15 protein-coding genes are annotated in these 17,622 nt (G+C 70.2%); 7 read left to right on the top strand and 8 right to left on the bottom strand.

Annotated elements, in window-relative coordinates; translation table 11 throughout:
- Positions 1 to 3: 3 nt before the first annotated feature.
- The 4 genes from Cs7R123_RS24960 to Cs7R123_RS24945 form a co-directional block, all read right to left on the bottom strand.
- Positions 4 to 1,335 (bottom strand): carbohydrate-binding protein, encoded by a 1,332-nt coding sequence (locus Cs7R123_RS24960; RefSeq protein ID WP_212834461.1) that lies wholly within the window; start codon positions 1,333 to 1,335, stop codon positions 4 to 6.
- Positions 1,336 to 1,618: 283 nt separating this feature from the next.
- Complete coding sequence (locus Cs7R123_RS24955) at positions 1,619 to 3,169, bottom strand: DHA2 family efflux MFS transporter permease subunit (protein ID WP_212830144.1); 1,551 nt, start codon at positions 3,167 to 3,169, stop codon at positions 1,619 to 1,621.
- A gap of 377 nt (positions 3,170 to 3,546) precedes the next feature.
- Positions 3,547 to 4,437 (bottom strand): helix-turn-helix transcriptional regulator, encoded by an 891-nt coding sequence (locus Cs7R123_RS24950; RefSeq protein ID WP_212830143.1) that lies wholly within the window; start codon positions 4,435 to 4,437, stop codon positions 3,547 to 3,549.
- A gap of 103 nt (positions 4,438 to 4,540) precedes the next feature.
- Positions 4,541 to 4,774: a DUF397 domain-containing protein gene (locus tag Cs7R123_RS24945; protein ID WP_212830142.1), complete on the bottom strand. Its 234-nt coding sequence runs from the start codon at positions 4,772 to 4,774 to the stop codon at positions 4,541 to 4,543.
- Between the two features lie 266 nt (positions 4,775 to 5,040).
- Here Cs7R123_RS24945 and Cs7R123_RS24940 point away from each other — a divergent pair, with 266 nt between their 5' ends.
- On the top strand, positions 5,041 to 5,304 hold the full coding sequence (locus Cs7R123_RS24940) for a hypothetical protein (RefSeq protein ID WP_212830141.1): 264 nt from the start codon (positions 5,041 to 5,043) through the stop codon (positions 5,302 to 5,304).
- Positions 5,305 to 5,401: 97 nt separating this feature from the next.
- Here Cs7R123_RS24940 and Cs7R123_RS24935 read toward each other — a convergent pair whose 3' ends face one another.
- From Cs7R123_RS24935 to Cs7R123_RS24925, 3 genes are all read right to left on the bottom strand, one after another.
- Positions 5,402 to 6,466 (bottom strand): cobalamin-independent methionine synthase II family protein, encoded by a 1,065-nt coding sequence (locus Cs7R123_RS24935; RefSeq protein WP_212830140.1) that lies wholly within the window; start codon positions 6,464 to 6,466, stop codon positions 5,402 to 5,404.
- 236 nt (positions 6,467 to 6,702) lie between these two features.
- A complete protein-coding gene (locus Cs7R123_RS24930; protein WP_374707093.1) occupies positions 6,703 to 7,506 on the bottom strand; it encodes an SAM-dependent methyltransferase in 804 nt (267 codons plus the stop codon).
- A 182-nt stretch (positions 7,507 to 7,688) separates the two neighbouring features.
- On the bottom strand, positions 7,689 to 10,439 hold the full coding sequence (locus tag Cs7R123_RS24925) for an AbfB domain-containing protein (protein WP_212830138.1): 2,751 nt from the start codon (positions 10,437 to 10,439) through the stop codon (positions 7,689 to 7,691).
- Positions 10,440 to 10,622: 183 nt separating this feature from the next.
- On the opposite strand from Cs7R123_RS24925, the gene Cs7R123_RS24920 reads away from it, so the two are divergent.
- From Cs7R123_RS24920 to Cs7R123_RS24895, 6 genes are all read left to right on the top strand, one after another.
- Positions 10,623 to 11,699, top strand: coding sequence for an ABC transporter substrate-binding protein (locus Cs7R123_RS24920; RefSeq protein ID WP_212830137.1), 1,077 nt, complete (start codon positions 10,623 to 10,625; stop codon positions 11,697 to 11,699).
- Positions 11,700 to 11,774: 75 nt separating this feature from the next.
- The gene (locus Cs7R123_RS24915) at positions 11,775 to 13,277 is read left to right on the top strand and encodes a sugar ABC transporter ATP-binding protein (protein ID WP_212830136.1); all 1,503 of its coding nucleotides are present in this window, start codon (positions 11,775 to 11,777) and stop codon (positions 13,275 to 13,277) included.
- Positions 13,274 to 14,224, top strand: a complete 951-nt coding sequence (locus Cs7R123_RS24910; protein WP_212830135.1) for an ABC transporter permease — start codon at positions 13,274 to 13,276, stop codon at positions 14,222 to 14,224. The genes Cs7R123_RS24915 and Cs7R123_RS24910 overlap by 4 nt, the downstream gene beginning before the upstream one ends.
- The gene (locus Cs7R123_RS24905) at positions 14,221 to 15,240 is read left to right on the top strand and encodes an ABC transporter permease (protein WP_212830134.1); all 1,020 of its coding nucleotides are present in this window, start codon (positions 14,221 to 14,223) and stop codon (positions 15,238 to 15,240) included. Before Cs7R123_RS24910 ends, Cs7R123_RS24905 begins: the two co-directional genes overlap by 4 nt.
- A gap of 53 nt (positions 15,241 to 15,293) precedes the next feature.
- Positions 15,294 to 16,316 carry a LacI family DNA-binding transcriptional regulator gene (locus Cs7R123_RS24900; RefSeq protein WP_244872119.1) on the top strand — a complete coding sequence of 341 codons (1,023 nt, stop codon included), beginning with the start codon at positions 15,294 to 15,296 and terminating at the stop codon, positions 16,314 to 16,316.
- Positions 16,309 to 17,202 carry a phosphotransferase family protein gene (locus Cs7R123_RS24895; RefSeq protein ID WP_212830132.1) on the top strand — a complete coding sequence of 298 codons (894 nt, stop codon included), beginning with the start codon at positions 16,309 to 16,311 and terminating at the stop codon, positions 17,200 to 17,202. Before Cs7R123_RS24900 ends, Cs7R123_RS24895 begins: the two co-directional genes overlap by 8 nt.
- Before the next feature lie 26 nt (positions 17,203 to 17,228).
- Here Cs7R123_RS24895 and Cs7R123_RS24890 read toward each other — a convergent pair whose 3' ends face one another.
- A complete protein-coding gene (locus tag Cs7R123_RS24890) occupies positions 17,229 to 17,582 on the bottom strand; it encodes a hypothetical protein (RefSeq protein WP_212830131.1) in 354 nt (117 codons plus the stop codon).
- Positions 17,583 to 17,622 lie beyond the last annotated feature (40 nt).

Below are 17,622 nucleotides of genomic sequence, written 5' to 3'. Positions count from 1 at the left end.
GGCTCAGCGGCCCTGGAGGGACTTCACGTTGTCGCCGAAGGTCCAGCTCTTGCTGCCGTCCCAGTTGATGGACCAGGTCATCAGGCCCTTGAGACCGCCGCTGAAGCTGTTCCACGACTGCGACACCAGGCTCGGCGCCATGTAGCCGCCGCCGGCGCCCGACTGCGCGGGCAGGCCCGGGACCTGCTTGTCGTAGGGCACCCGGATGGTGACGCCACCGATGGTCAGACCGTTGTTGAGGCAGGTGGTCTGGGTGGTGAAGCCCTGCACGGTGCCCGCGGAGTACGAGTCGCCGGAGCAGCCGTACATGCTGCCGTTGTAGTACTGCATGTTCAGCCACCACAGGCGGCCGTTGTCCGCGTACTTCTTGATGATGGGCAGGTAGGAGCCCCAGATCGAGCCGTACGTGACGCTGCCGCCGGTGACGTACGCGGTCTCCGGGGCCATGGTGAGGCCGAAGTTCGACGGCATCTGCGCCAGCACGCCGTCGATGATGCGGATCAGGTTGGCCTGCGAGGTCGACAGGGTGCTGATGCTGCCGCTGCCGGTCAGCCCGGTCTCGATGTCGATGTCGATGCCGTCGAAGTTGTACGTCTTCAGGATCGGCACGATGGTGGCGACGAACCGGTCGGCGACCGTGCTGGAGCTGAGGTCGATGCCGGCGGCGGCGCCGCCGATGGACAGCAGGATGGTCTGCCCGGCGGCCTTGGCCGCGCACATCTCGGCCGGGGTCGCGACCTTCACGCCCGCGTCCATGCCGTTCTCCCACAGCGCGGTGCCGTCGGAGCGGATCACGGGGAACGCGGCGTTGATGACGTTGTAGCCGTGCTGCTGCATGCGCGAATCCGTGATCGGGATCCAGCCCATGCCGGGGTGCACGCCGTTGGACGCGCCGTCCCAGTTCTCCCAGTAGCCGACCAGCACCTTGCCGGCCGGGCGGGACTTGACGGCGCAGGTGGTGCCGCCGGGCGAGGTGGACGGCGACGGGGAGGGCGACGTCGACTTGGACGGCGACGGCGAGGGGGAGGCCGAGCGCGACGGGGACGGCGACGGCGAGGGGCTGGCCGAGCGCGACGGCGAGGCCGACGGCGACGGCGGGGTGGTGCCGTCGCAGGCGCCGAGGTCCTTCCACAGCGACGGGGTCGCGGCGGGGTTCCAGCCGGCGCCGACGTAGGCGGTGTGGGTCACCAGGGCCTGGTACAGGCGGCCGTTGTAGGTGACCTGGGTGCCTGCGGTGTAGGTGTTGCCCTCGGCCCAGGCCGGGGCGCTGCAGGCGACCAGCGCGGTCACGGCGCCGCTGGGCTCCGCGGCCTGCCCGCTGGGCATGGAGACCATGGCCACCGCGAGGGTGACGGCGGCGCTGGCGGCAACCGCGACCGCCCAGCGCGCCGCGCGGCGCGGTGTCCGAAACGAAGTGTTCGACATCCCGCAATTATTAGTAAGGTTTACTGTTAAGTAAATGGGTCCAGGGATGCCAATCTAAAGATCATCTACAGTGGACGCCCAGGTCCGGGAAAACATGAAGGCCCGGCTCGTACGAGCCGGGCCTTCGGCCGGACCTGGGCTGCCCGCATCCCCGCCTGGTGCGGGCAGCCCGTCCGGTGTTCTGGGGGGAACCTCAGTGCATCGCGAACGCGGGCTCGGCCGCGCCCTCGGCCCGGACGACCTTCTTGCGCGGCAGGAAGAGCGCCGGGATGAGGCAGCACACGACGAGGACCGCCGCCACCAGGTACGTGCTGCCGAACGCGCTGGCCAGGCCCTCCTTGCCGGCCGCCAGCACCGGCGCGGGCACCTGGTCGGCCGGGACGAGGCCCTGCGCGACCGCGTAGTACGCCTTGGCGGCCTGGTCGGCGAGCACCTTGTTGGTGAGCACCACGGCCATGACGGCGGTGCCGATCGAACCGGCGGTCTGCTGGACGATGTTCATCATCGTCGAGCCGCGGGCGATCTGGCCGTCGGTGAGGCTGCTCATGGCCGCCGACATGATCGGCATCATGGTCAGGCCCATGCCCATGCCGAGCACGAACAGGGCGCCCAGCAGCACCAGGTATGAGGTGTCGGCGCCGACCTGGGTGTAGACCGCCAGGGCGGCCGTGATCAGGGCGATACCGGTGAGCACCAGCTTGCCGGGGCCCATCTTGTCGGTCAGCCGGCCGCCGATCGGCATCGTCAGCATCGCGCCGAGGCCGTTGGGCGCCAGCAGCAGGCCGGCGTCGAGGGTGCCCTCGCCGCGCACCTGGATGAAGTAGCTCGGCAGCAGCAGCATCGAGCCCATGAACGCCACCGAGAACAGGGTCATCGTGATGACCGAGATGGTGAGGTTGCGGTCCTTGAAGAGGCTGAGGTCGATCAGCGCGTGCCGCTTGCGCAGCGCGTGCAGCACGAACGCGACGACCAGGACCAGGCCGATGATGCCGGGGACCAGCACCTTGGTGGACCCGACCTTGCCCTCACCGGCGATGGAGGAGACGCCGTAGAGGAACGAGGCCAGACCCGGCGACAGCAGCAGCATGCCGAGGAAGTCGAAGGACTCCGACGGCTTCGGCTCGTCCTTGGCCAGCACCCGCCACGCGGCGACCAGCGCGATGATGCCGATCGGCAGGTTGATCAGGAAGACCCACTGCCAGCTGAACGACTCGATCAGCCAGCCGCCCAGGATCGGGCCGCCGATCGGGCCGAGCAGCATCGGCACGCCCAGCACGGCCATGACGCGGCCGATGCGCTCCGGGCCCGCGGCCCGGGTCATGATCGTCATACCGAGCGGCATGAGCATGCCGCCGCCCAGGCCCTGCAGCGCCCGGAAGGCGATCAGCGGGCCGATGTCCCAGGCGAAGCTGCACAGCACCGAACCGGCCACGAACAGCACGATCGAGGTCAGGTAGAGGCGCTTGGTGCCGAACCGGTCGGCGGCCCAGCCGGTGACCGGGATGACCGCGGCCAGGGCCAGGGTGTAGGCGGTCATGGTCCACGCGACCGTGGCCGGGGTCGTGAGGAACTCCCGCCCGAAGGTCGGCAGGGCGACGCTGACCACGGTGATGTCGAGGATCGACATGATGGCGCCCAGCACCACCACGCCCGCGACCTTGAGGACGGCGCTGTCCAGCTTCTCGGTCGCGGCCGGTGGGCCCACGGGTTCAGCCGCGACTGGCGGGCTGCTGGTTGTGGTCATGCGGGGGGACTCCTCATGCTTGTCGATTTTGCAGGCGTTGATCCCGGTATAGGACTGAAAGACATCAACGCTTTGCGTAATCGTCGCAGCTAGGTCGCGTGCGATCGCAGGGGAGTCACCCTTCGGTGGCGTCCGACACTGGCGTTTCCGGCCCGTGGTTCAGCCGTCGGATATGCCGAGGTAGAGGGCAGAAAGCATCGACCGCCGACAAAGCCGACGATCCGTCGGGCCAGGTCCGTTCTGTCAGATTCGCTGGGTGTACGGCGAATTGTCACCTGGGTACGGCGGTGCCGACGGGTCAGGCGGCGACCGCCCCCGAGCAGGGTGGAGTTACCGAACCGTTACCTGTGACCGGCCCCGTCGCGGCTGCCGGGGGGTCAGCCGCGGTCGAGGTCGCGGGCTATCTCTTCGAGGATCTGCTGCGTCTGCGCCGGGGGAGCGGCCTCGATGCACAGCCGCTCCATCACCGTGAGGTACCGCTCGACGTCCTCGCGCTTGTCCAGGTAGAGCGCGCTGGTCAGCTGCTCCATGTATGCCACGTCGGGCAGGTCGTGCTCGGGGAAGCGCAGCAGCGCGAACGAGCCGCTGTGGGCGGCGTGGCCGCCGTGCGCGAACGGCATGATCTGCAACGCCACGTTGGGCAACTGGATGGCCTCGAGCAGCTTGGCGATCTGCGCCCGCATCACCGCCCGGCCGCCGACCGGGCGGCGCAGCGCCCCCTCGTCGACCACGGCCCAGAAGTGCGGCGGGGCCGGCCGGGTGCGGGTGAGGATCTGCTGGCGGGTCATCCGCAGCTGCACGCGCCGGTCGACCTCGGCGGGGGGTTTGCTGCTGTGGCCGAGCATGATCACCGCGCGGGCGTACTCGGGGCACTGGAGCAGGCCCGGGACGAACTGCACCTCGTACATGCGGATGATCTGTGCCGCCGACTCCAGACCCAGGTACGACTGGAACCAGGCCGGGTAGACGTCGCCGTACTGCTGCCACCAGCCGGCCTCGTTGGCCTGGCGGGCCAGCACCATCATCGACTCGCGCTCGGCCAGGTCGGTCACGCCGTAGTAGGTGAGCAGGTCGGCGACGTCGCGCTCCTTGAAGCCGACGCGGCCCAGCTCCATCCGGCTGATCTTCGACTCGGAGGCCCGGATGTGCCAGCCCGCGTCCTCGCGCGTGATCCCCCTGGTCTCGCGGAGACGGCGGAGCTGGGCGCCGAGCAGCATGCGCAGGACGGTGGGTCCGCCGCCTGCCCCGCCTTCCGGGTCTGCCGTCATGCGCCCTCCCACCCGCTGATCTCCGATGCGGAACTACTGTCCCAAAGCGCACGCTCACTGTCGAGAAGTGGCGATCAGGAAAGCAGCTGACGAGAAGTGACGATCACGACAGCAGATCGTCGAACTCTCCGTCGTACACACCGAGCAGGAACGCTGACATCTCGGCGGGAGTGTAGAGCAGGACCGGACCGCCGGGATCGCGGGAGTGCCGGATCGCGTAGCCGTCGCCCCCCGGCAACCGCCCGATCTCGACGCAGTTGCCGTCGGCTCCACTGCGTCTGCTTTTGCGCCAGGTCGCCGCGGCCAGCTCCGGTGCTGCGCCGTGGGTGTGCGTCATTTCCTTGCCCCCTCCAGCCCCCCACGCCGAACGACGCGTGCAGTAGACGCTTGCATCTGCACGTGCATTTGACGCTTGCTTTTGCACAGGATACCCGTGCATCATGGATGCAGCTAAGTCAGATAGTTCGATGGAAGCGTGACCACTACGACTCTGGCACCAGTGCAAACGCGACCTGACAGCTCCGCAGACGGCACGGACCCCTCCCGGAACCGTCTGAGCACCGCGACACACCGTTGTACCGCGTACGGGAGGAATCACGATCCATGCAACGACCGAAGGTGCACCCGGACCGGCGCGAGCTGGCCGAAGTCGAGTCCACGGAGTCTTACGCTCCGCGCGACCGGGTCTGGGTATTCCGCGAGGGCGAGTGGGACCCGGGCATCATCTACGACAGCTCGGGATTCGCCGCCACGGTCATCTGCCGCTCGGCCTCGGCCCGCGGCAATGAGATCGAGATCAGAACGGCACGCTTCCTGGCCAGGCGCGACGCGATCGTTCCGACGATCGACACGCTCACGTACGTGTGAGGTACAGGCCAGGCGGGCCGGGTACGGGCAGCGGTGCGAGCTGTCCGTACCCGGCCCGATTCTGCTGCGCCCAGCACCATGCGGCCGGGCGCAGAGCTCAGGCGCCCAGTTGCGCCGCGGCCAGGCTAGTCCCCTCTATCCGGGCCCGCACCTTGGCGAATGCTGTCTCTCTGGAGGTCGACGTGTCGTCGCCGAACGGCGAGAACCCGCAGTCGTCGGTCGTGCCCAGCCGCTCCGTGCCCAGGTGCTCGGCGGCGTGCAGGACGCGGTCGCGGACCTGCTCCGGGGTCTCCACCGCCGGGTCGATCGGGTCGGTCACGCCGACGAAGACCTGCTGGCCGTCGCGGACATGACCGGCGATGATGCGCAGCACGCGGTCGGGCTCGGCCTCGCTGGCGAGCTGGACGTAGAACGCGCCCGCGTCGAGCTGGAACAGGCGGGGCAGCAGCTCGGCGTAGTCGACGTCGGCGCTGTGGGTGGAGTCCTGGTCGCCGCCGGGGCAGGTGTGCACGCCGATGCGGGCCCGCTCGGCCTGGCTGAACCGGGCCAGCACCTGGTTGTTGAGGTCGATGAACGAGTCGAGCACGCCGCCGGACGGGTCCAGCTTCAGCGCCAGGCGGCCCTCGGTGAAGTCGATCTGCACCCGGTGCGCCCCGGCGTCCAGCGCGCTGCGGATGTCGGCCTCGGCCTCGGCGACCAGGTCGGCGAGGAACTGGTCGCGGTCGTAGCCGGCGATGCCGTCCTGCGGGTAGAGCAGGCTCAGTGCCGAGGCGGCGATGACGGCCTGCTTCACCGGCACGGTGGCGTGGCGCTGCGCGGCGGTCAGGTAGCTGCCCGCGCGCACGCCGTAGCGGAACGGGCCCGCCGTCAGCCGGGGCAGCTGCCGGGTGTGCCCGTCGGCGAACGGGATCACCGCGCCGTCCGGGGCCAGCGAGATCGGACCGGTCAGCGGGTAGGTGGCGAAGCTGGGCTTGCTCTGTTCGCCGTCGGTGACCACGGGAGAGCCGAGCTCCTCGAACCGCTTGATGGTGTCGCGGACGGCGGCTTCATGCAGGGCGTCGAGGTCATCGGCGGAGATCCGGCCCGCCGCGAAGTCGGACATGCCGACCAGCAGCTCGGCGGTTCGGGGGATGCTGCCGATGGGCTCGGTGGGGATATTCATGTGCCTCAGTCTAATGTGGACGGTGTCAACATGCGATGCTTTGCCACGCTTTGAGGTGAATTTTGTGTAACGTCCTGCGGACCGCCGCAGCCGCAGGTTCCAACGAGGCACCGGGCGCGGCGGTTACGTCGGCGGCCGGAAAGCCGAACGGCGCGGCCGAGCGGGCCAGATGCCCTGCTCGACCGCGCCGCGCGCGGGTGAGACTGCCGTGATCGCCGGTCCGGCCGGCGCGGGTGCTAGCGCTTGCGGGCCACGCCCGCCCAGTAGAAGGCGGCGGCCGGGTCCTCGGCCGGCTCGTCGGGGCGCCAGCCCATCACCGGGACCACACCCGGTTCGAGCAGCTCCCAGCCGTCGAAGAACCGCTCCACCTCGGCCTTGGTACGGGGGATGACGGTCATGCCGCCGCGGGCGGCCGACGTCTCGATCAGCTCCATCGCCGCCTCGTCGAAGTCACGCCCGGGGTGGGTGACGACGAGGTAGCTGCCGGAGGGCAGCGCGTCCATGATGGCGCGGGTGCGCGCCCACGGGTCCTCTTCGTTCTTGATCAGCATCAGCACCGCGACCAGCATCAGCGCCACGGGCTGGGTCAGGTCCAGCGTCGCCACCAGCGCCGGATCGTTGAGGATCGACTCGGGGTCGCGCAGGTCGGCGTGGATGTACTCGCTGCGGCCCTCCTCCGAGCTGACCATCAGGGCGCGGGCGTGGACCAGCACGATCGGGTCGTTGTCCACATAGACCACGCGGGTCTCGGGGGCGATCGCCTGCGCGTCCTCGTGCAGGTTCGGCCGGGTCGGGATGCCCGTGCCGATGTCGAGGAACTGTCGGATTCCGGCCTCTGCGACCAGGTGGCGCACGGCCCGGCCCAGGAACAGGCGGTTCTCCTTGGCCATCGTCTTGATGGTGGGGATGGCCTGGATGAAGGCGTCCCCCATGGCCCGGTCGGCGGCGAAGTTGTCCTTCCCGCCGAGCCACCAGTCGTACATGCGCGCCGAATGCGCGACGCTGGTGTCGACGCCGGGCGGCGCGACCTCCTCGCGCACCTTGCTGTCTTGCGACACGAGACGGCTCCCATCGACCCTCATTGGTGAACTCGCAGCAGCATAGACCGAGTACCTGAGGGGGGCCAACCGACCGCCACCGAAGCGTTACTTTGCGATCATGGGGCCGGACCGCACGCCGGCGTGGTGCGTGCGGTCCGGCGGTCCGGATCAGCCGGTCAGGGTCACGGCGCCCAGGGCGCCACGACCTTCCAGCTGGTGTCGGCGTCGTAGTTGGCGGGGTTGTCGGCGGCGTTGGCGCCGCCGGGCGCGGCGATCCAGGCCTCCGAGGCGTAGTGCCGCAGCCGGTAGCCGTTGATGTTGACGGACTCGAAGGTCACGTTGCCGCTGCCGTAGCGGCCCGGCTGGGCGCAGAACGTCGCGTCGGCGTTGAACAGCGTGCTGCCGTCGGACGGGTCCCTGTGGATGCGGAACTGCGAATGGCGCAGGTACTGGCCGGGGAAGTTGCGCGACTCGAACGAGTAGCAGCTCGGGTCGGCCAGGCCGCGGCGTACGTAGAAGGTGGCGTCGGCCTTCAGCGTGGCGCTGCTGGCCGAGTTGACCACCTCGGTGTAGCCGAGGGCGTTGTAGTGGCGCAGGTAGCGGTCGGTGTACCCGGGGGTGACCACCTGGAACGACTGGGCGGCGCCCAGGGTCAGGTCGGCGCCGCTGCGCCACCACGGCGGGATGCCCGCCCAGGTCGCGTCGGCGGCGAAGCTGGTCGGGTTGTCCCAGGCGTTGGCCCCGGAGTTGTTCGAGATGTACACCTCGGACGCGATGTGCCGCAGGTAGCGCCCCGGGAAGTTGTACGACTCGAACGAGCTGCCGCCCCCGGCCAGGCCGGCCCGGATGCAGTACGTCGCGTCGGCCTTGAACCCGGTGCTGTTGTCGTTGGCGTCGCGCCGCAGCCGGTAGCCGGAGTGGCGCAGGAACTGCCCCGGCGCGCCCCGCGACTCGAACGACACGCAGTTGGCGTCGGCCAGGCCGGGCCGTACCCAGAAGGTGGAGTCCTTCTTGAGGGCGTCGGCGGCGGCGGAGTTGACCACCGAGGTGACGCCCAGGTTCGACGCCACACTCAGCGACCGGTCGGTGCAGCAGGAGGTGGTGACCTTCAGCGACACCAGCTGGTTGACCGGCAGGTAGGTGCCCTGCGCGGCCGCCTTCACCGAGTTGTTGACCGCGGCGACCTGCGCGAAGTCCATCTTCTGCACCGCGCGGTCATAGGTGTAGAAGCCGTTGACCTCGTTCTCCACGTCGGTCGGTTCGGTGTAGACCGACGCCGACAGGCCGCGGGTGCTGATCAGGTCGCGCAGCTGGCTCGTGATCGCGACGTACCGCTGGGTCAGCGACGACGAGTCCGGCAGCATCTCGTAGCCGAACCCGTTGCCCGGCGACCACTCGTGGCCGGACACGCGCAGGCCCAGGCCGCCGTACTCGCCGAGGACCGCGATGCGGCTGGCGGTGGGCAGCTGCGGCTGTCCGGGCCCGACGTAGATGTGGTCGTCGATGGTGTCGCCGTTGCCGCCGTCGAAGCCGCAGCAGTTGGAGCCGGAGTTGTTGGTGACCAGGCGGCTGGGGTCCCAGCCCTTGACCAGGTCGGCGATGCGGGCGGGCTCGTACTCGCCCCAGCCCTCGTTGAACGGCACCCACAGCACGATCGACGTGATGCTCTTGAGCTGGTCGATGATGCGGTGCAGCTCGGCCTCGAAGTTGGTCTTGTCCGCCGCCGACGGGGTGAAGCCGGTCTTCATGGCGGGCATGTCCTGCCACACCAGCAGGCCGAGCCTGTCGGCGTGGTAGAACCAGCGGGCCGGTTCGACCTTGATGTGCTTGCGGACCATGTTGAAGCCCAACGCCTTCTGCTGCTCCAGGTCGAAGCGCAGCGCGGCGTCGGTCGGCGCGGTGTAGATGCCGTCGGGCCAGTAGCCCTGGTCCAGGGTGCCCAGCTGGAACACGAACTTGCCGTTGAGCACCGGGCGCAGCACGCCGCCGACCATCGCCTTGCCGATGGAGCGCATGCCGAAGTAGCCGCCGGCCTGGTCGCCGCCGCCGGTGCCGGTCAGCGTGACGCGCAGGTCGTACAGGAACGGGTCGTCCGGGGTCCACAGGTGGGCGTTCGGGACGTTGATCCGCAGGTGGGCGCCGGGTGCGCCGCTGGCGGAACCGACGACCGCGCCGCCGCTGAGCACCTCGGCGGTCACGCCCTGCGCCGAGCCGCTGACCTGGGCGACCAGGTCGAGCTGGCCGGCGGCCAGGTCCGGCGTGGTGTCCAGGCGGGTGACGCGCGCGGCGTTGGTCGGCTCCAGCCAGACCGTCTGCCAGATGCCGCTGGCGGCGGTGTAGAAGATGCCGCCGGGGTTGAGGCGCTGCTTGCCCAGCGGGATGCCGGTCGCGTCGACGGGGGAGTAGACCCCGACGATGATCTCGTTGGTGCCGCCGTTGAGCGCGCCGGTGATGTCGAAGCTGAACGCGTCGTAGCCGCCGCTGTGGCTGCCGATCGACACGCCGTTGACCCACACCGAGGCGCGGTAGGTCACGGCACCGAAGTTGAGCTGCACTCGCCTGCCCGACCAGCCGGATGGGACAGTGAAGGTGCGCCGATACCACATGTTGTTCTCGTGCCGCATGATCCCGGACAGCGCCGACTCGACCGGGTACGGCACCAGCACGGTCTCGGCCAGGTTCTGGCCGGCCGGCGGGGTGTTGAGGTTGGCCGCGCCGGCGAACTGCCACTGGCCGTTGAGACTCTGCCAGTCGGGCCGGGTCAGCTGCGGGCGCGGATATTCGGGCAGCGGGTTGGTCGTCGAGACCTGGCTGGTCCACGGCGTGGCCAGCGGCGGGGTCTTCGGGACGTAGGCAGCCTGCGCCGGTGCCGCGGCGGTGACGAGCACCGTCGCGATCAGACTCAGCGCGGCCAGACCTGCTCTGACTTTCATTACGGGCAACTCCTGGGGACGGTGGGGTTGTCACGTGCCGGACATCTTGCTGACATGGTCAGCGTTCTGTATAACGTTATAGAGCCTAGGCCTGGCGCCCTCCAATCTCCACCATTAAGTGATACGTGTCGAAATATGGCACAAAACTGGTTGACCGTCCATCCAGTACAGGAGATCCCTCAAATGAAGATCAATTCGCGGGCTTCGGCCTCCGCGGCCGTCGTCCTACTGGGCGGTGCGATGCTGCTCTCGGCCTGCACCAAGGCCGAGGACAACGGCACCCCCGGCACGAACGCCAGTGCCGGTGCGCAGGTCGTCGCCTCCACCGGCGCGACCGGCCCCGGCTGCACGCTCCAGTCGTACGGCGGCGAGAAGCTCGACCTCAAGAACGCCATCGTCGGCTTCTCGCAGTCGGAGAAGGAGGCCAACCCGTTCCGGATCGCCGAAACTCAGTCGATCAAGGACGAGGCCGCCAAGATCGGCGTCAAGCAGCTGCTGGTCACCAACGCCCAGTCGCAGCTGTCCAAGCAGATCAGCGACATCCAGGACATGCTCAACCAGGGTGCGCAGTTCCTGATCGTGGCGCCGCTCAACTCCGACGGCCTGGAGCCGGCCCTGGCCGCCGCCGCGGCCAAGAAGGTGCCGGTGCTGACCATCGACCGCAAGGTCAACGCCAGCCCGTGCAAGGACTACCTGGCCTTCCTCGGCTCGAACTTCGTCGAGCAGGGCAAGCGTGCCGCTGACGCGATGGTCAAGGCGACCGGCGGCAAGGGCAAGGTGGCGATCCTGCTCGGCTCCTCGGGCAACAACGTCACCACCGACCGCACCAACGGTTTCGTCGACCAGATCAAGGCCACCGCGCCGGGCATCGAGATCGTCGCCCAGCAGACCGGCGAGTTCTCCCGGGAGAAGGGTCAGTCGGTGATGGAGCAGCTGCTGCTGTCCAAGCCGGAGATCACGGCCGTCTACGCCGAGAACGACGAGATGGCGCTGGGCGCCGTCACCGCGATCAAGGGCCGGGGCAAGAAGCCCGGCACCGACATCAAGATCGTTTCGATCGACGGTACGGCCAACGCCGTGAAGGCGATCGTGGACGGCACCATCAACGCCGTCATCGAGTCCAACCCGCGCTTCGGCCCGCTGGCGTTCGCCACCGCGGCCAAGTTCTACGGCGGCGAGTCGATCCCGGCCAACGTGATCATCTCCGACCGCGAGTACGACCCGGCCAACGCGGCCTCCTCCCTGTCCAGCGCCTACTGACCCACCTGCGGGCGCCCGGGATCATATACGATCCCGGGCGCCCGCCCTCGACAGAAACGGGAGGCAGATCCGCCGATGCTGGACGTACGCGGAGTGTCCAAACGCTTTCCCGGCGTGCTCGCCCTACAGGACGTGTCGCTGACCGTCGCGCCCGGCGAGGTCCACGCCCTCGTCGGCGAGAACGGCGCCGGCAAGTCCACCCTGATCAAAGTGCTCACCGGCGTGTACACCCCCGACGGGGGCGAGGTCCTGCTCGACGGGGCGCCGGTCTCCTTCGGCAGCCCGCGCGAGGCGCAGAACGCCGGCATCTCGACCATCTACCAGGAGGTCAACCTCGTCCCGCTGATGAGCGTCGCCCGCAACCTGTTCCTCGGCCGCGAGCCGATGCTGCCCGGCGGCCTCATCGACTTCACCCGCATGCACCGCGAGGCGGCGCAGACCCTGGCCCGCTTCGGCATCACCGTCGACGTACGCCGCCCACTGCGCTCGCTCGGGCTGGGCGCGCAGCAGATGGTCGCCCTGGCCCGCGCCGTCGCCGTCGACGCGAAGGTGCTCATCATGGACGAGCCCACCTCGTCGCTGGAGCCCCGCGAGGTGCAGACCCTGCAGGCGGTCGTCCGCGACCTGTCGGCGCAGGGCATGGCCATCATCTACGTCAGCCACCGCCTCGACGAGCTCTACCAGCTGTGCGACCGGGTCACCGTGCTGCGCGACGGCAGGCTCGTGCACAGCGGCGAGCTGGCCGTCCTCGACCGGCTGCACCTGGTCTCGCACATGCTCGGCCGCGACCCGGCCACCGTCAGCCGCGAGGGCCTGACCGGCTTCGAAGGCCACCACGACACCGACGCCGAACCGCTGGTCAGCGTACGCGGCCTCACCCGCCGCCACGTCCTGCACGACGTCTCCTTCGACGTGCGCCCCGGCGAGGTCACCGGCCTGGGCGGCCTGCTCGGCTCCGGCCGCTCCGAGACCGCCAAGGCCGTCGTGGGCGCCCTGCCGCTGGACAGCGGCACCGTCACCATCGGCGGCAAGCGGCTGCGCCGGCTCAACCCGGCCGCGGCCATCCGCGCCGGGATGGTGCTGCTGCCCGAGGACCGCAAGGCCGAGGGCATCGTGCCCGAGCTGTCGGTGCGCGAGAACATCGTGCTCGCCGCGCTGCCGCGCATCTCCCGGTTCGGGCTGGTCTCGCGCAAGCGGCAGGACCGGATCGTCGAGACGTTCATGCAGCGGCTGCGCATCAAGGCGGCCAGCCCCGAGCAGCCCGTCGGCGAGCTGTCCGGCGGCAACCAGCAGAAGGTGCTGCTGGCCCGGTGGCTGTGCCTGCACCCCAGGCTGCTGCTGCTGGACGAGCCCACCCGCGGCATCGACGTCGGCGCCAAGGCCGAGGTCCAGGCACTGGTCGACGAGCTGGCCCGCGACGGGCTGGCGGTCGTGCTCATCTCCTCCGACCTGGAGGAACTCGTGGAAGGAGCCGACCGGGTGGTCGTGCTGCGCGCCGGCGCCGTCACCGGTGAACTCACCGGCGACGAGGTCAGCGAGGCCGGGATCATGGCGGCGCTGGCGGGGGAGCGGGCATGACCGACCTCGCCCTGCCCCGCACCGCCCGGCTGTCGGCCGCGCTGCCCCAGTACGGCGTCTACGCCGCGGTGGTGGTGGTGCTCGCGTTCAACGCCGTGTTCACCGACAACTTCCTCACCACGGCCAACCTGCGCACCCAGCTGATCCAGGTCGCACCGGTGCTGATCGTGGCGCTGGGCATGGCCATGGTCATCGGCACCGAGGGCGTCGACCTGTCGGTCGGCTCGGTGATGGCCCTGTCGGCTGCGGCGCTGCCGCTGTACCTCGGCTACGGCATGGGGCCCGCCATCGTGATGGCGCTGCTCACCGGCCTGGTCGTCGGCGCGGTCAACGGCCTGCTGGTCGCCGTCGTCGGCCTCCAGCCGATCGTGGCGACCCTCGCCCTGCTCGTCGGCGGCCGGGGCCTGGCCCTGGTGCTGGCCGGCGGCCGGCTCAAGCAGATCGAGAACACCGACCTGCTCGCACTCGGCTCCGACGACATCCTGGGCATCCCGGTCGTCGTCGTGATCGCCGGAGTGCTGTCGCTGGCCGTGGGCCTGCTCGTGTCGCAGACGACGTACGGCCGCCAGCTGGTGGCCATCGGCGGCAACCGGGCGGCGGCCACCCTGGCCGGGCTCCCGGTGCGCCGCGTGCTGCTGGGCACGTACGTGCTGTGCGCGGTGCTCGCGGCGCTGGCCGGGGTGCTGGCCACGGCCCGCCTCACCGCCAGCGACCCGTCCGCGATCGGCAACCTGATGGAGCTGTCGGCCATCACCGCCGTCGTCGTCGGCGGCACGCCGCTGTCCGGCGGCCGGATCCGGGTGCTCGGCACCGTCGCCGGAGCGCTGCTGATGCAGCTGCTGCGGGCGACCCTGATCAGCCACAACCTGTCCGACTCGACGGCGCAGATGGTGCAGGCAGCCATCATCCTCGGCGCCGTCTACCTGGCCCGGGAGCGACGCCGATGAGCACCTCCACCCTCGCCGCACCGGCGCCGCAGCGCCACGAGGTGCCGGTCGAGCAGCCCACCCGCGGCGAGCGCGTCGCCGGGCTGCTGCAACGTCACGGCGCCCTGGCCGTGCTGGCCGTCGTCGTGGTGGTCGCCTCGGTGCGGTTCCCCTCGTTCGGGACCGTCGGCAACTTCCAGGGCATCGCCATCCAGTCCGCGTTCCTGGCGATCGTGGCCCTGGGCATGGCGTTCGTCATCATCGGCGGCGGCATCGATCTGTCGGTCGGGTCGGTGTTCGCCCTCGGCGGCGTGCTCGCCGCGTACGGCTCCCGCTGGGGGATGCTGCCCGCGCTGCTGCTGCCGCTGGTCGTGTGCGGGGCGATCGGGCTGCTCAACGGCTTCCTGATCGCCAAGGCGCGGCTGGCGCCGTTCATCGTGACGCTGGCCAGCCTCCTCGGCGCGCGCGGGCTGCTGCTCGCGCTGACCGACGAGGGGTCGCAGACGTACCTCATCGAGAAGGGGTCGGCGTTCGCGAAGCTGGGGCAGGGCACCTTCCTCGGGCTCGGCTACCCGGTGTGGCTGGCGCTGCTGGCCTTCGCCGTCGGCGGGCTGCTGCTCCAGCGCACCCGGTACGGGCAGGCGGTGTTCGCCGTCGGCGGCAGCGAGCAGGCGGCCGCGCTGATGGGGCTGCCGGTGGCCCGGATCAAACTGATCACGTACACCGCCAGCGCGCTGCTGGCCGGGTTCGCCGGGGCGCTGAACGCGGCCCGGCTGTCGTCCGGGGTCACCATCCTCGGCGTGGGGATGGAACTCGACGCGATCGCCGCGGTGGTGATCGGCGGGACCCTGCTGGTCGGCGGCGCGGGCAGCGTCAGCGGGACGCTGTGCGGCGTGCTGCTGCTCGGCGTCATCCAGAACGTGATCAACCAGATCGGCACACTCGACTCGTCCTACCAGTCAGTGGTGAGTGGAGCGTTCCTGATCGTGGTGGTGGTCGTCCAGACATATCTGAGCCGGAGTCAGCGTCTGCGTTGACCTTCGGTGACCGGCCATGATGACAATGAGCAATGAGCGGAGGAAGCCCAGCGGTGGGGGTCAGTCTCAAGGCGATCGCCGCGCGAGCCGGTGTGTCGTTGGCGACGGTTTCCAACGTGATCAACGGATACCGGCCGGTCGGCGAGGCCACCCGGGTGCGGGTGCAGCAGGCGATCGACGAGTTGGGGTACACCCCCAACCTGTCCGCCCGGCACCTGCGCCGGGGCCGTACCGGAATCATCGCCCTGGCCATCCCGGAACTGAACAACCCGTACTTCGCCGAGCTGGCCGGGGCGGCGATCCGGGAGGCCGCGCGGCACGGTTACACCCTGCTGCTCGACTACACCGACGGTGACCGCGAGAAGGAACTGCTGGTCAGCGACGGGTTCCGGGAGCAGATCATCGACGGGCTGATCCTCAGCCCGGTGCAGCTGGACCGGGCGGCCGTGCTCGCCCGGACCAGCTCCACCCCGCTGGTGCTGGTCGGCGAGAGCGTGTACGACGTGCCGTACGACCACATCGCCATCGACAACGTGGCGGCGAGCAGCGCGGCCATGCAGCACCTGATCGGGCTGGGGCGGCGGCGGATCGCGTTCGTCGGCGCCCACGCCGACGCCCGCCGCCAGCCCGCCCACCTGCGCCTGCGCGGGTACGAGGACGCGCTGGCCGCGGCCGGGTTGCGGTTCGACGCCGCGCTGGTGGCGACCACGCCCACGTTCGGGCGCGGCGACGGCGCCGCGGCGGTGCACCGGCTGCTGGACAGCGGGCAGGAGCCCGACGCGGTGTTCGCCTACAACGACCTGGTCGCCATCGGTGCGATGCGGGCCCTGCACGAGCGGGGGCTGCGGGTGCCCGAGGACGTCGCGGTGATCGGCTTCGACGACATCGAGGAGGGCCGGTTCAGCAGCCCGACGCTGACCACGATCTCGCCGGACAAGGAGAGCATCGGCAGGCTGGCCGTGGCCGCGCTGGTCGCGCGGGTCGAGCAGCGCGCCGAGGCCGAACCGTGCGAGGTGCAGCCGACCTGGGAGCTGATGCCCCGGGAGAGCACGCTCGGCACGGCAGCGCGTGGCTGACCTCGCGGCGGCGGTCGCGGTCGCGGCCCGGCACGGGGTGCCCGCGGACGCGGTGCGGCCGGTGCCGGGCGGGGTCGCCAACCACGCGTACCTGCTGGGCGAGGATCTGTTCCTGCGGATCGCCCGCGCCGGGTGCGAGGCCGACCTGCGGCGGGAGACCCTGGTCATCGGCCCAGCGCGGGCCGCCGGGGTGCGCACGCCCGCCATCATCGCGTACGACGACAGCCTGACCCTCGTCCCGGCGCCGTACCTGGTGCAGGAGCGGGTCGGCGTCGTCGACCTCGCCGCGGCCGCGACGCCTGCGCGACCGCGCCTGCTGCGCGAACTCGGTCGCGATCTGGCCCGCCTACACTCGCTGGCGCCGGTGCAGGGCCTGGTCGCGGAGGTCGGCGGCGACCCGGCCGACCTTGTCGATGCGATGGCCACCGTCGGTCATCTCGACCTCGACACGGCGCGATGGCTCACGGGGTGGTTCGCCCACCTGGACGAGCTGCGCCCGCCCGAGGGCGTGGCGGTGCTGCACGGTGACGTCGCGCCCCAGAACGTCCTGGCCGCAGCGGACGGCCGCTACGCGGCGGTGGTGGACTGGGGCGACACCCACCTCGGCGATCCGGCGGACGACTTCGCGAAGCTGAACCTGTCCGATGTGGTCGAGGTGCTCGCCGGATACCGTGAGCAGGCACCGGAGACGCCGGTCGGCGAGGCGGCGATCCTGCGGGTGCACCTGCACTGGGCGCTCGCCCGGCTGCGCGACCCGGTGCCGCAAGCGGGGCGGCGCCACTGGACCGCTCCACCGGCCAGCCGCATCCTCAATCTGCTGCGGTTCCTGGCCGATCCGCCTGGCTCCTGGTCGGGGCTCGCGCCCACCCGGCGGCCGTCGGCGTAGCCGGCCGATGCCCTGCGGCCGGGCCGCTATCCCAGGCATTTCATGCCGGAGATGCCTTGCGCGAGCTCGCGGCCGCCTTTGCTCTTGATGGCGATGGAGTTGACATCGCCGGTGTATGCGACCTCCGCGGCCTTCTCGCACAGCTGCCTGGCAGCCTCGACGTCCTCGTCGTCGAGGGTGGTGTCGACCACCAGCGCAGTGCATTGTCCGACGACGACGACCTTCTCTACTTCGGGGGCGTGGAGGTGCTGTTCGACCGTGGCGGCGGCTGGGCCGCAGAGGTCGTGGGCGGGCGATGACGTGGCATTCGGCTGACTGCTGTCGTCCGGGCGGGCGCTTTCGGCGCAACCGGTGAGCAGGCTGGCGAGTGCGATGGACATGACGAGGGTGGCGCATGCTGTGCGGAGCATCCTGATCCTG

Source organism: Catellatospora sp. TT07R-123, assembly GCF_018327705.1.
Lineage (GTDB): Bacteria > Actinomycetota > Actinomycetes > Mycobacteriales > Micromonosporaceae > Catellatospora.
The sequence above is the reverse complement of the archived record's forward strand: the minus strand, read 5'-3'. Positions and strand labels throughout refer to the sequence as shown.

Excerpts from the sequence above, each read along its gene's own strand:
- Cs7R123_RS24960 (WP_212834461.1), bottom strand. The coding sequence starts at position 1,335 with ATGGTCTCCATGCCCAGCGGGCAGGCCGCGGAGCCCAGCGGCGCCGTG.
- Cs7R123_RS24955 (WP_212830144.1), bottom strand. The coding sequence starts at position 3,169 with ATGACCACAACCAGCAGCCCGCCAGTCGCGGCTGAACCCGTGGGCCCA.
- Cs7R123_RS24950 (WP_212830143.1), bottom strand. The coding sequence starts at position 4,437 with ATGACGGCAGACCCGGAAGGCGGGGCAGGCGGCGGACCCACCGTCCTG.
- Cs7R123_RS24945 (WP_212830142.1), bottom strand. The coding sequence starts at position 4,774 with ATGACGCACACCCACGGCGCAGCACCGGAGCTGGCCGCGGCGACCTGG.
- Cs7R123_RS24940 (WP_212830141.1), top strand. The coding sequence starts at position 5,041 with ATGCAACGACCGAAGGTGCACCCGGACCGGCGCGAGCTGGCCGAAGTC.
- Cs7R123_RS24935 (WP_212830140.1), bottom strand. The coding sequence starts at position 6,466 with ATGAATATCCCCACCGAGCCCATCGGCAGCATCCCCCGAACCGCCGAG.
- Cs7R123_RS24925 (WP_212830138.1), bottom strand. The coding sequence starts at position 10,439 with ATGAAAGTCAGAGCAGGTCTGGCCGCGCTGAGTCTGATCGCGACGGTG.
- Cs7R123_RS24920 (WP_212830137.1), top strand. The coding sequence starts at position 10,623 with ATGAAGATCAATTCGCGGGCTTCGGCCTCCGCGGCCGTCGTCCTACTG.
- Cs7R123_RS24915 (WP_212830136.1), top strand. The coding sequence starts at position 11,775 with ATGCTGGACGTACGCGGAGTGTCCAAACGCTTTCCCGGCGTGCTCGCC.
- Cs7R123_RS24910 (WP_212830135.1), top strand. The coding sequence starts at position 13,274 with ATGACCGACCTCGCCCTGCCCCGCACCGCCCGGCTGTCGGCCGCGCTG.
- Cs7R123_RS24905 (WP_212830134.1), top strand. The coding sequence starts at position 14,221 with ATGAGCACCTCCACCCTCGCCGCACCGGCGCCGCAGCGCCACGAGGTG.
- Cs7R123_RS24890 (WP_212830131.1), bottom strand. The coding sequence starts at position 17,582 with ATGTCCATCGCACTCGCCAGCCTGCTCACCGGTTGCGCCGAAAGCGCC.